Annotated in this window: 7 protein-coding genes; 2 read left to right on the forward strand and 5 right to left on the reverse strand. The window is 56.9% G+C overall.

Translation table 11 applies throughout. From position 1 onward, the window contains the following. Positions 1–118: 118 nt before the first annotated feature. The 5 genes from M5M_RS05915 to M5M_RS05935 form a co-directional block, all read right to left on the reverse strand. Positions 119–2,557, reverse strand: coding sequence for a TonB-dependent receptor (locus M5M_RS05915; protein ID WP_015046559.1), 2,439 nt, complete (start codon positions 2,555–2,557; stop codon positions 119–121). An 81-nt stretch (positions 2,558–2,638) separates the two neighbouring features. Next, positions 2,639–3,523: a carbon-nitrogen hydrolase family protein gene (locus M5M_RS05920; protein ID WP_015046560.1), complete on the reverse strand. Its 885-nt coding sequence runs from the start codon at positions 3,521–3,523 to the stop codon at positions 2,639–2,641. Between the two features lie 165 nt (positions 3,524–3,688). After that, positions 3,689–5,503 carry a MocR-like pyridoxine biosynthesis transcription factor PdxR gene (gene pdxR / locus M5M_RS05925; RefSeq protein WP_015046561.1) on the reverse strand — a complete coding sequence of 605 codons (1,815 nt, stop codon included), beginning with the start codon at positions 5,501–5,503 and terminating at the stop codon, positions 3,689–3,691. 189 nt (positions 5,504–5,692) lie between these two features. Continuing rightward, positions 5,693–8,026 (reverse strand): TonB-dependent receptor, encoded by a 2,334-nt coding sequence (locus M5M_RS05930; RefSeq protein WP_015046562.1) that lies wholly within the window; start codon positions 8,024–8,026, stop codon positions 5,693–5,695. A gap of 28 nt (positions 8,027–8,054) precedes the next feature. Beyond that, positions 8,055–9,653, reverse strand: coding sequence for a tetratricopeptide repeat-containing sulfotransferase family protein (locus tag M5M_RS05935; protein WP_016389251.1), 1,599 nt, complete (start codon positions 9,651–9,653; stop codon positions 8,055–8,057). A gap of 288 nt (positions 9,654–9,941) precedes the next feature. Here M5M_RS05935 and M5M_RS05940 point away from each other — a divergent pair, with 288 nt between their 5' ends. Beyond that, on the forward strand, positions 9,942–11,903 hold the full coding sequence (locus M5M_RS05940) for a Na+/H+ antiporter NhaC family protein (RefSeq protein WP_015046564.1): 1,962 nt from the start codon (positions 9,942–9,944) through the stop codon (positions 11,901–11,903). A gap of 58 nt (positions 11,904–11,961) precedes the next feature. Then, entirely contained in the window at positions 11,962–13,308 is a 1,347-nt protein-coding gene (locus M5M_RS05945) for an NAD(P)/FAD-dependent oxidoreductase (RefSeq protein ID WP_016389252.1), read from the forward strand. Positions 13,309–13,335 lie beyond the last annotated feature (27 nt).

The raw sequence follows: 13,335 nt of genomic DNA on the forward strand, positions 1-13,335 counted from the left end.
TGCGTTACTCTACCTCCTGCTTCCATGCAGTCGTGCAAAACCGGCATTTCCGCCATCCCTGGCGGTCACAAAAAAAGGGCCGACTGGCGGCCCGAGGGAAGAAATACCCGAGGAAAGATCAATTGAAATAGTATTTGGCACTCAGACCCAAGGTTCTGGGCGTGGCCAGGTAATTACGCTGGTTGTTGCCGTAGTAATTTTCAAAAATACCGGTATCGGTGCTCATGAACGCTGAGGGGAAGCTACCAGTCACACCGGCTTCATTGAACAGATTGCGTGCATAAAGTGACAGCGTCCAACTTTCGGATTGCAACGCTACCGAAGCATTCCACAATGAGAAACCATCAAACGTATCCTGAATGGCACCATCCTGTACTGAGTTTGTAGAATCGGATTGGTAGTAACCAGACAATTGGCTGTACAAGCCCAGACCGTTCGCCAGTGTATAGACGTGATCCACCGATACGGTAAGCACATGCTCTGCGGTACTCGGCAGCCGTTGACCTTTTTCCGCAATCACTGCCTCGGTCTGAGGTGCGATCAGGTCCGCGGCCAGTTTTGCATCCGTATAGGCGTAGCCGGCATTGAAGTTTACTGTATCGGTCAGCGCATAGCTCAGCTCGGCTTCCAATCCCTGAGTTTCGGCTTTATCGCCATTTTGGGCAATAAAGAAGCCCCACCAGGCGGTTGCCGCATTGAGCTGCGGGTCTTGCCAGTCCACGTAGTAAATATCAGCCGAATAGCGCAGACGATCACTTGTGCCTTTGATACCCAATTCATAATTATTGACCCGATCAGCCTTATAGAACTGGATGGTTTCCGGATTCAGTTCGGCAAAAAAACCATCGGTAGGCACGGCGTTAGCACCACCCCGCCGGAAGCCTTGCGAGAAGGTGGCGTACAGCATGCTGTTCTGGGTGACATCCCAGGACACATTGAGTTTCCCCAACACACCGTCTTCTTTTTGCGCAGGAAAATCCTCATAGGGCACCACCACGCCTTCAAACAACGGGAAGTCCATTGCCGTTGAGTTGGTCAGTTCATTGTCAAACCAGCGCGCACCGGCCGTCACTCTCAACGTATCGGACAGGTGGAAGGTCATCTCTCCGTACACCGCCAGATCGGTAAAAGTTTCGCGACGGTCATACAGGAAATCGATTTCAGACAAGGGCGCACCCAGCCACCACTGGCCATCGGCCAGACAGTTGCTGCCAATGGCGCTACACGCCTGACTGTATTCATCCAGCCCGAGCAGGTAACTGGTATTAAAGGTGGAACGGTCCTGATCCATGTAGTACACGCCGGCCACCCAATCGATAGCGGAATCGGTTTCGTTGGAGACCAGGCGGAACTCCTGCACCAGCGCGTCTTCTTCGTAACCGGCATTCACATGTGCCACCGGGCGGGGATTGCCGGGATAGAGCCAGTGAAACCAATCGCGGCCTGTCACCCACAGGGAGGTATTGTCGCGCCAGCCGTTGCCGTTGTGTTCGTATTGCGAGGTATTGCTGGTGAGGGTGGCGAAGCCCATGTCCCATTCCATGTCGAGACTGGCCAACTGTACATCGCGTTCGGACGCTTCCAGCATGGTGGAGCCGGATTCATAATCGCCATACACATTGCCGTTGTAATCGGCACCTTCAGTCACCGAACGGCGCGCATCCACTTCATCCTTTTGTGCACGCAAATTCAGTTGCAAGGAAAAATTATCCGTCGGTTCAAACCGCAAGGCCGCGTGTGCGTAATTAATCGACACGCTGTCTGCATCTTTTTTACCGCCATAACAACTGCCGTTAAACGCCACTTCATCGGGCGTCAGACTGCTGTCTTTTACCGACTTACAGCTGCCATCGTCGGCCGCTACCACGGGCTTGCCATCTGCCAGTTCATACAAGTTGACATAATCAATCACACCGGCATTCTGCAATGTGCCCGCGCTCAGGCGAAATGCCACTGTCTCACCCAAAGGCAGGTTCACCATGGCATCGGCTGAGTAGTTGGTACCGTCACTGCCCTCGGTCATCGAGGTGGTACCGGCCACACTGGCATCAAAACCTTCAGTGCTCGGTTTGTTCATAATGTAACGCACTGTGCCACCCAGCGCGCCGGAACCATAAAGCGTACCTTGCGGACCGCGCAGCACTTCTACGCGCTCGATATCCTTCAACAAAAAGCCGGCAAATAGCGGCGTCTGATCCACATAGCTGGCCACCGTGGGCACCGCTGACAATCCGATATCACCGTTTGCACCGTTATCCACGTTCACACCGCGAATCACCATGCTATTCACCACACCGGCATTACGATAACCGCGATCCACCACAGAAATACCGGGAATGGTGCGCATGAGATCGGTGGCATCCACAATATTCTGACGTTCGATATCATCACCCTGAACGGCCGAAATATTGTAAGGAATATCTTCAATGGATTGTGCACGCGCGCTCGCCGTTACAATCACTTCTTCCAGCGTAACCGCGTCTTGCGCCTGCGCCGGTGAGACGCCTGAGGCGGCGATCGCGAGCGCAAGTGAGCTGATTTGGTATTTAGGTTTCATAGTCCCCTCGACGTTACCCGGTGATTATTGTCAGAAATCACTATGCTCGCCCTCAACCGGACCACATAGTGCCAGTTGAAATTATTTTTTGGTTCCAGTTGTCGGGGCCTGCACGGTATACCGCTCTGGCACCACCAGTTCGCCCAGCTGCTGAAGCACGGCGTGCTGGCTTGCCGGGCAACGATAAGCGGGAAATTCCACATCGTTGTCGCGCCAGCTTTTCAGCACTTGCCCCAGCCCGTGCCAGCCGCGTTCGCGGCATTGCCGGAGATAATCAAAATCCAGTTCGGCCACCATGATTTCGCGCACCTCGCCACATTGGTGCACCACTTCACCGCCGGGGCCGCAAATTAATGAACGACCGTTGCCCAGGCGACCGGCCACATTAACATCAACAAAGTAGACCTGATTTGACACCGCATTGGCGCGCGCCAGCGAAAGCTCCACCTCCCGATCAATGGTATTGGTCATGGTGGGATGCAATATTGCTTCGGCACCCATACACGCCAACGACCGGCTGACCTCCGGAAACCACATGTCGTAGCAAATGGAGACGCCGAAGCGCGCCACACCCGGCACGTCGAATACACAACACTCAGCGCCAGGTGTCACACCTTTTTCATAGGGCAAAAACGGAAAAATCTTCCGGTAGCTGGCCACCTGTTCGCCCGATGGCGCAAACACCGGCGCAGTATTGAATACCTGCCGTCCCTGGCGAACAAAAAAACTGCCCGGCAGCAACCACACGTTATTGCGGCGGGCACATTCAGCCAACCGTTCAAATAACACATCGCCCTCGGGCACCGCATGTTCGGTGGACGGACCGAACAACGCCAGCTCGCCGACCACCACCATTTGTACCCATGGAAACCGCCGCAACAAGGCGTCAACTTCCTGCTCAATCTGCGCGGAATTATCCTGGCTGGCCAGTGCCAGCTGTAATCCAGCCACTGCGAATCGGCTCATGCAAACCTCTAACACCCTACAGCATTCATTGAGGGCAAAGCCTAACGGCATTGGTGCGGTTTACTTAGAGCCAGATTGATTCCGGACATGGGGCCAGTCCATTGGTGCACAGACGGGCCATAAAAATCGGGGCGGATCTTTGTCGCGCAACCCCGAGGGTAGCAATCAGTCGGCGCGCTTCCGCAGCACGCCACTGTCGATGTACACGCGCTGATCATCAAACCAACGCACCTGATCACCTTCAATCACCGTGTAGAACTTACGTGGCTCTCCGAAGGACCACTGAGCCCACTGCCGGCAAAACTGATCGCCTTCAACCCACCAACGGCCTTCGTCGCGTTCTTCGTTGGCAAAGCCGGCATAGCCGACCATGGTGCCATCGGCAAAGAGATCAATGGTCAGCGGTTGACCGTACACGGTTTTACACAGAATGCGCGCATTGGCAAAGGCACGGGATAATTGCGCACGGGTCAACCAACACGGATTGGCGACATCCAACGCTTCGGGTGTCAGGCTGCTCAGGGTTTTGATCAATTCGGCAAGCCGTGCGATACCGGGACGGATCTGCTCTAATGGCAAGCTGCTCACGCCCACGCGGAAACACGGCGGGACTTCGCCGGAACCACCGAAATAGTGATCCACCGGCTCGATAAGAATACCCTGCTTCTCCGCCTCGGCACACAGCCGATCGATGGGCAACCCGGCCGGGCCTTCAACCCAACAACAAGTACCGCCTTCGGATTGCATCGTGTGCACCGACTGGGTGAGGTAATAATTGAGTGCATCGCGCAGCACGGTCCACCGGCTCTTGAAAGTTTCATGCAGCCGTCGCATGGTGGCGTCATAGTGCCCGAGAGACAAAAAGAACGCCGCTGTGCGCTGGTTATTGGCTGCCGGAAAGCGCGAAAACAACCGTCGCATATCGCGCGCCGCCTGAATCAGATTCGGGTCGGCCACCAGATACCCCAAGCGCAATCCGGGCGAAATAATTTTCGACAAACTGCCCAGATACAGCACCCGGCCAGTGGTGTCGGCGCTTTTGATGGCGGGGTGTGGATTGCCCAGAAAATTGGTTTCGCTGTCAAAATCATCTTCAATAATCACCTGATCAAACTGCTCTGCCTGATCGAGTAATTCGGCACGTCGGGTCGAGCTCATGGTTACTGTGGTGGGCACCTGATGACTGGGAGTCACGTAAACGTAACAAGCGTCACCGGTATTGTGTTGCGTGCAGAAGCCTTCGGCATCTACCGGTACAAAGCTCAGTTCAGCACCCCGCTCATGTACCAACGCGCGGAAATCCGGGTAGCCCGGCTCCTCCATAGCCACGCGCATGCCAGAACGGAACAGCAGATGCGCCAGCAGCGCCAGCGCTTCTTGTGCGCCGCTGGTAATCAGGATTTCATCGGCTCGGGCAGAGATACCTCGCCGGGGCAGAATCTTGGTGCGGATCTGTTCGATCAGCTGGGGATCATCGGCATCGCCACGCGCGCGCGACCAGTCATTGATCTCGCGCACGCCCAAGGCCAGCCGACTCGACTCGCGCCACTCGGCTACCGGAAATAAACTCTGGTCAAATTCGCCTTCCAGAAACGGAAAGGGATAATCCTGCCAATTGGGTGGCACACCGAATCCCGGTTCACGCCCGGTGGTATCGGGTAAACGCGAACGCCAGAGATCCGAACCGGGCGCCGGGCGCGCAACGCCGGCCAGCGCCGAAGGCCGGCTCAGCATGGCCTCATTCACGTAGATGCCGCTGCGCTCGCGACTGACCAGATAGCCCTCGTCAATTAATTGCTGATAGGCCAACACCACCGTGTTACGGGCAATCGCAAGGTGATCGGCGAGCCGGCGCGAGGACGGCAACCGCTGTCCTACCGGAATCAGGCCGTCGGTCACCAAAGCCACAATCTGTTGGCGCAATTGCGTTTGTAAATTGAGATCAGTCCCGCCTTCAAGGGAGATCAGGTTTTCCAACATGGCCGTTATTCTTGTACTTTTGTATTAAGCAATGTCGCCTTTTACCTTCGCCAAGTCAACACTACCAAGGGGTCTGGCCCCTTGGTACTTACCTACCAATGGGCCAGACCGGGTCGCGACAGCCCCCGCGCAAACCCAGCGCAAAAAAAAGGGCCCGCTATTGCGGGCCCCAGGAGGGAAAAGTCTGGCTTATTGCCATTCGTAACCGAAGCTGATGCCAAAGGTGCGCGGACGGCTCACGCCGAAGAAATGCGCAGGCACGATGCCACCGTTGTTGTTGATACCATCGTAGAACACTTCGTCGGTAAGGTTTTCCACGTAGGCAATTACAGACCACTGGTCATCTGAACGGTAACCAAAGCGCAGGTTCCATTCCTGGTAGGCATCAATCTGGGTTTCATCCAGGTCTTCCCAACCGCGACCACGCTCACCTTCGAAGGTCACGCCCAGGTTACCCACGATCTGACCGGCGCCGTAGGGGTAATGCATGTTAAGCACCGCACTACCGGACCAGTCAGGCGCCCAGAACAGCTTGGAGCCTTCGCAATAACTGTCGGTCGGGTTAGCCACCGGATCGGTGTCGTCACTGGCCGGGCATACACCTGCCATTTTGGTGGCCTCGGTATTCAGGTAGCCAATGCCTGCGTACAAGTCCCAGTTATCGTTCAGTGATGCGGTGATCGAGCCCTCGATACCGCTGCCATCCACAACACCGGCGTTGCGGACTTTAGCGGGCACTTCGCTGTTGATTACCTGCAAATCCTGATACTTGTACATGAATGCGGTCAGAGTCACATTGGCCCGTCCGTCGAACAAGGAGTCTTTGTAGCCCAGCTCCCACGAGTCAACCGTTTCCGGATCAAATGTATTGAGTGGGTAATCGCCCTGGGAAATCGGATCACCTTCGAAGGTGTCATCGGTGTCGATACTGAAGGTACCGAAACCGCCTGGCTTATAGCCCTGAGTGAAACTCAGGAACGTCATGGCGGTATCGTTCGGGCGGAACCGGACAATGGCGCGCCAGGTGGTATCGGTCCAGGTTTCGGACTGTTTGATGTCGCCATCAGTGAAGAAGCCATAAGCCCAATAGGCGCCTAAGTAGCTCTCGGGCTCTGGCACATTCTGGGTAAAGGTTTTCTTATCATTGGAATAACGCGCGCCGATGCTCGCATCCCATTGATCGTTGATGGCGTAGCTCAGGTCAACGTAAGTAGCCCAACCTTCGTAATCACCTTTTGCGCGGTTACCTTCATCCAGGAAACCGGTATCGCTAGGGTAGAAATCGGTGTAGTAATCGGAGCAACCATTGATGGTAGAACCGTAGTAATAGAAGTAGTAGTACTTACACATTTCATCTTCCGACCCACGCAGGCGGAAGGTGGCATCAATTTTTTCCTGGTAGTAAGACACACCGGCATACCAGCTCAGCGCATCGCTACCGGTGGAAGTCAGACGCAGTTCCTGCTGGAAATAATCGCCCGACTGCTCCTGACGGTAGTTATTCAGGTTAACTGGTGTGCCGTCGTAATCTTCGCCGTAGTAATAATCGTGGTCTTTGTAGCCAGTGTTGGAGACCAACTCGGCAAAGCCCAGATCGTAGCTCAGCTTCAATTGCAGCGACAGGATATCGGCGTCATCCTGATTGCCATCAGCCAGGTCCAACGCCACTTCGCGATCGCCGGTGGGCACACTGATAGGGCCATTCGCTTCGTTAATGGCATCCCAGGTTTCACCGGTAGTGACGGCGTGATAAACAGAGCCGGACTGTTCGCGGGTTTCATATTCAGCCACGAAATCCGCGCCGAGCTTTTCACCCTGGAATGTGGTGGACCAGCGCAGGGCTGACTTTTCATGTGCAATCAGGTCGGGACCGCCGGCCAGGTTTTTCACATAACCGTCTTCCTGTGAATGGTAGCCGGCGATGCGGGTGGCCCACTGCTCGTTGATGGGCAGGTTGATGGCACCTTCTACAACCGCATGGCCACGCTGGCCGAGATCGACATCGATGTAGCCAGAATTGCCGCCATTGATATCAGCTTTTTGCGTGTGCACACTGATCGCACCACCGATGGATGAGCGACCAAACAGGAAACCTTGCGGCCCGCGCAATACTTCCGAACGCTCCATATCGTACAAACTGGTCACTGCAGCGCCGTTGCGCCCTTCGTAAAAATCGTTTTTGAAAAACGCCGCCGAGGGATCACCACCAATACCGAAATCCTGGGTGCGGATACCGCGCACACTCACGGCATCCAGGAATGAATCCTTGGAGTTACCGGTAATACCCGGGGTGATGTTGATCAGGTCTTTGACATCGTCCAGGTTGTTGTCTTTGGTGAAATCACCGGTAAAAGCGGAAATGGCCAGTGGCACATCCTGCACATTTTCGGCGCGCTTGGTGGCGGTTACCGTCACTTCTTCCAGCCAGTCCTGGGCATGAACATTCATGCCGAGGCCCGAGGCAACGGCGGCGGCTGCAATACTCACAGCCAACCGTTTACGGGTAGGTAAGGTGTGCTTCATAGCTTCCTCTCTTTTGTTATCAGGGTTTTTATTCCACAGGGATTTTTTCATTGCGAAGCGTCTGCAACATGGGTTGCAGTTGTTGTTGGTATTTTTTCCAGCGGCCGATCGAGCGGGTGTGAGCAGGTTCACGCACCTGCGCCGCACTGGCGGTAGCAACCGTTGCCTGCGATTGATGGAAGTTCAGGCATTGATCTTCCCAGGGCAATTCCAGATAGTCGATTAACGCACGGGCATTGGGTTCCAGATCGCGCGCGGTCTGTTCGTAAGAAATATCGAAGAACCGGCCAGGGAAGCGCTCGCGGTAGGTGTCCATCAGCCGGCGATAGCGCGCGTGATGGCGGGCCATTTCTTCCTGATCGTAAGAATGCAAATAGGCATCGGCAAACAATTGCTTGAAGCTGGCGAAACAGGCATCCATGGGATCGCGTACCAGGTGCACGATTTTTGCGTTCGGCAGCGCTTTTAAAATAAACGGAATCAACAGGTAATTGACCGGCAGTTTATCCACAAAGCGCGGCGTGTCGCCCTGCATGCGTTGCGTGGATGCCAGGTATCGCTCACCCACCTGATTAAAATCGAGGTTGCGCGCAGCCTGGAACAATTCCGCCGAAAAACGCCGCGGGTCCTGATGCTGAGTCAGACGCCGGAGCGTGAGGCCAAACTGCTGCAACTCGCCGGCAGAGGTCACCTGCGAATGGCTGGTAATAATGCGCTCAATAAGCGTGGTGCCGGTGCGCGGCTGACCCAATACAAAAATGGGCGCAGCACTGTCTACCGACGAGGTTCCCTCGGCCAGCCAGTCGACCGTGCACAAATCCGTCAGCGCATCAAACATGGCCACTTCAGCGGCCTCATCGAACGCCACGGTTTCGCGCCGGGCAGCGGCGCCTGCAATAAACGCCTCGATAGCGCCGTCCCAGTCCTTGAGGTCTTCGCATTCTTTGCCGATGGCATAATGTAAAAACGCTTGAGCGCGGTGCGTAATACGCGGATGCGCCAGTAATGCTTGCATGGCATCTATGTGACTGCGGTCAGTGGCCTTGTGCGCGCCCGACAAGGACCAATGAATCTGCGCCTGGGAAGGCGCCTGTTCGAGCACGCGCCGGAAACGCAGTTCGGCATCCGCCAACTCGCCGTGGTAAACCCGGTTGTTGGCCAGATTCATTTCGTAGGGCACATGCCCCGGCGCAGCGGCAACGGCTTTTTCGAACGCTTGGCGCGCCAGGCCATGGTCGCCCATGCGGGTATAAACCGTGCCCATCAGATCCTGCACCAGCGGATCGTCGGTGGCCGCGCGCTCGGCCTGCACCAAGGCGGCATCGGCACGGTTGACCTGGCCTTCTTCCATAAACAACCGGGCCAGATGGGCCCAGGCTGCAGCGTGATTTTTATCGAGTGCGGTGACCGACCCGAAGGCCTGAATGGCGGTGTGGCGTTCGCGCAATTCCAATGCCACCAAGCCCACCAGAAAGTGCGCTTGAGGTAAGCGTGGATTTTGCGCAATCACTGCCTGACAAAGGCGAGCGGCATCCTGAGGGCGGCCCTGATTGAGCGCCTCAAATCCTTCTCGCAACATCTGGGCCAGCGTCTGTTGCTGGCTTGCCTGTTGAAGCAACGTGTCCATCCCCTGTGTGTTATTAGTGCGGCGTCAACGCCGCCGGCGGTGGCCTGTGACGGGCCATCCCCTCTACGTTTATATACCTTCGCCGCGTAAACGCCAGTGCTTTTCGTGATTACTGCGATTACACGCGATTGATTCTGGACAATATTTGTTCAAAACTACCTATTCCGAATAATTATTCATATACCCAAAGCGGGTCAAGTATAAATGTCATGACAAAGACTGGTAAGCCAACCGAAGCTTGGGTAAATTTGCCCGTTTTACACCAATAACAAATCGCCGGGTCCCCCTATGAAGGCCATGAATTTCCTGATGCGCAAGGCATTACTCGCCTGCCTGCTGTTCGCCGCTACCCTGTCGGGTAACGCGGTTGCCGAATCCACCGAGGAGGGCCCGTGGACGCTGCCCAGAATTGTGCTGCAAGACGTCCCTTTTTCCATCAGTCTCGCCGATACCACCCCCACCGAGGATCTATGGCTGAGTCTCAACGGCGAGCGCATCGAGCTCACACCCAGCGATGACGGCCTGAGTTTCAGCGAACTCAGTACCGGCGAAAGCCAGGCGGCCCTGCAGTTGATGCAAGGCGACACCGTATTGGCCGAAAGCACCCTCACCGCCCTGCCCGGCTGGTTTTCACTGATTCCCGCACTCATGGCCGTGACCATGGCGCTGCTGTTGCGCAACGTGATGATTGCCCTGTTCACCTCGTTGGTGCTGGGTATCTGGATGCTGTACGGCTTTTCGGCCATGGGCTTTATTTACGCGATTCTGGATTCCTGCCAGGTCTATGTGGTGAACGCGCTGACCGAGCGCGAACACATGGAGGTGGTGGTGTTCTGCTTCCTGATTGGCGGCCTGGTGGGCATTATTTCCCGCAATGGTGGCACCATGGGCATTGCCGAGCGCATCACCCGGGTGGTGAAAAACCGCGCGCAAACTCAGCTCTCCACCAGTTTTCTGGGACTGGCAATTTTCTTCGACGACTATGCCAACAGCCTGATTGTGGGCAACACCATGAAGAAAATTTCCGACACCATGCGCATTTCGCGCGAGAAGCTGGCGTACATCGTGGATTGCACGGCCGCACCCGTATCGGCCATTTTGTTCGTCACCACCTGGATCGGCTTTCAGGTGGGCGTTATCAACGATGGCCTCGCCACCATTGGCAATTTTGAAGAATCCGCCTATTCCGTGTTCCTGAACTCGCTCATGTTCAGTTTTTATCCGGTACTGGCCATCGTTTTCGTGCTCTACATCGCCGGTACCGGCAAGGATTTTGGCCCCATGCTTAAGGCCGAACGGCGCGCCTTTCACACTGGCCGCGTACTGAGTGAATCCATGCAGCACGACGCCGGCCCGGCACCGGAAGAAAAAGACCTGGAGCCCAAGCCCGGCGTGCCGCACCGCGCCTTTAACGCCATCATCCCTATGGGCGTGCTGATTGGCGTGACCATGCTGGCCATTTACATGACCGGCCTCGCCAGCCCCGACCGGGCCGACGATTCCCTGCGCGAAATCATCGGCAACGCCAACTCCTTTGCTTCCATGATGTACGGCTCCGTGGCCGGCTGCCTGACCGCACTGATCATGACCATGGCCCAGCGCCTGCTCACCGTGCACGAGATCACTGAGTCCTGGTTTGCGGGCGCCAAAGCGGTGATGTTAGTGATATTCGTGCTGACCCTGGCCTGGTCACTGTCGGCGGTGAATACCGAACTGCACACCTCCGACTTCCTGATTTCCGCCCTGGGCGACACCCTTAATCCGAACGTCATGCCGCTGGTGATTTTCCTGCTGGCCGCCTTTATGGCCTTTGCCACCGGCTCCTCGTGGGGCGTGATGGGCATCATGATGCCCATGGTGGTGCCACTGGCCTGGGCCGTGCTGATGCACAACAACATGACCGACGCCGCCAACATGCACCTGTTCTACTCCAGCGTATCGGCCGTACTGGCCGGCGCCATCTGGGGCGACCACTGCTCGCCACTGGCGGAATCCACCCTGCTCTCGGCCATGGCTTCCGGCTGCGACCTGATCGATCACGTGCGCAGCCAGATGCTGTATTGCCTCGTGGTGGGCTTGGTGGGCGCAATCTTCGGCACCCTGGCCGCCGGCTTCGGTCTGCCCTGGTGGATCTGCATGCTGGTGGGCGCCGCGCTCTTGTGGGGCGTCGTGCAGGTATTCGGCAAGCGTGCGGAAGATCCCATCGATATCCCGGCCGCCAGCAGCCAATCAGCGTCCGAAAGCGCCTGAGATCCAGGACGGGGGTCAGATCCATTCGCATTGGGCATGAAACCGGAACTCAACGCACATGAACACTAGTTCGGGATCTGACCCCCGCCTTGCCCCCGGCCTGCCTGACCTCACTCTTCCCAACAGCTGGTGGCAAGCCAGCGCCAGCGCGCCGGCGTTTTTTCAGACTGAAACCGCTTCGGGCCTCTCCGATATCGCCATCATCGGCGCGGGATTTACCGGGCATAATGCCGCCATCGCGCTGGCCGAACAGGGGCAATCGGTCACGGTGATCGATCAGGCCCAGCCCGGCTGGGGCGCCAGTGGCCGCAACGGTGGCTTTTGCTGCATTGGTGGCGATCATCTGGGCATAGAAGCCATCGCCCGCCGCTATGGCGCGGAACAAGCCCAGCGCTATGCGCACTATCAGCTAGATGCCATCGACGGTGTGCAACAATGCATCACCGAACACGCCCTCGACGCCGAGGTAAACCCTTGCGGTGAAATGGTACTGGCCCACCAACACAGGGCATCGCCCTTGCTGGATGACTATGGCCACAGCCTGCAACACTGGTATGGCCTGAACGCCAAGCGGCTGGACCGGGACCAACTGGCTGAGCTGGGCCTGAAGGCCAACCATCCAGCGGGCCTGCAGGTGCCGGCGGGCTTCAGTCTGCACCCGCTTAAATACCTGTACGGCCTGCGTGAGCGCGCGCAGCGGCTCGGCGTCCGCTTCGCACTCGGCCACCCGGTTCAACAGCTCCGCCAGACCCAGGGTGATTGGCTGGTTACGCGCACCGGCGCAGACCCGCTCCAGGCCCGCAAGTTGTTGATTGCCACCAATGGTTACACGCCGGATAGCCTGCACCCGCAGCTGGCCGGCCGGATACTGGCCGCGCAAAGTAATATTCTGGTGACCCGCCCATTGAGCGAGGCCGAGCTGGCCGCACAGGGCTGGACCAGCCAGCAGGCCTGCTATGACACCCGCAACCTGCTGTATTACTTCCGCCTGCTGCCCGGTAACCGGTTTTTATTTGGCGGGCGCGCCGGTATTTCAGACTCTGCGACGAGTTTTGCGGCGAGACGCCAGCAACACAGGGCAGACTTCGGGCGCTACTTTCCCGCCTGGGCATCGGTTGACATAGACTATTTCTGGCGAGGTCATGTGGCGTTATCGCGCAGGTTGGTACCCCACGTGGCGCAACTGGATCAGAACCTCTGGTGTGCGCTGGCCTACCACGGCAACGGGATTGCCATGGGCAGCGCCTGCGGCAAAAGCGCGGCCAGAATGATCGCGGGCCGGCCGGATGACGCGTTGCCAGACTTTATGCGGCAGCCACCCGCGAAGTTCCCGCTGCCGGTTTTGCGGCCAGCGTATCTGGCGCTGACCTACGCCTGGTATGGATTGAATGACGGTCGACTCTGAATAGCCTCACGGTCGCACAACGCAATT

It is taken from the genome of Simiduia agarivorans SA1 = DSM 21679 (assembly GCF_000305785.2).
Classification (GTDB): Bacteria; Pseudomonadota; Gammaproteobacteria; order Pseudomonadales; family Cellvibrionaceae; genus Simiduia; species Simiduia agarivorans.

What these genes read in the sequence shown, in the direction of transcription:
- M5M_RS05915 (WP_015046559.1), bottom strand. Translation starts at nt 2,557, where the DNA reads ATGAAACCTAAATACCAAATCAGCTCACTTGCGCTCGCGATCGCCGCC.
- M5M_RS05920 (WP_015046560.1), bottom strand. Translation starts at nt 3,523, where the DNA reads ATGAGCCGATTCGCAGTGGCTGGATTACAGCTGGCACTGGCCAGCCAG.
- pdxR (WP_015046561.1), bottom strand. Translation starts at nt 5,503, where the DNA reads ATGTTGGAAAACCTGATCTCCCTTGAAGGCGGGACTGATCTCAATTTA.
- M5M_RS05930 (WP_015046562.1), bottom strand. Translation starts at nt 8,026, where the DNA reads ATGAAGCACACCTTACCTACCCGTAAACGGTTGGCTGTGAGTATTGCA.
- M5M_RS05935 (WP_016389251.1), bottom strand. Translation starts at nt 9,653, where the DNA reads ATGGACACGTTGCTTCAACAGGCAAGCCAGCAACAGACGCTGGCCCAG.
- M5M_RS05940 (WP_015046564.1), top strand. Translation starts at nt 9,942, where the DNA reads ATGAAGGCCATGAATTTCCTGATGCGCAAGGCATTACTCGCCTGCCTG.
- M5M_RS05945 (WP_016389252.1), top strand. Translation starts at nt 11,962, where the DNA reads ATGAACACTAGTTCGGGATCTGACCCCCGCCTTGCCCCCGGCCTGCCT.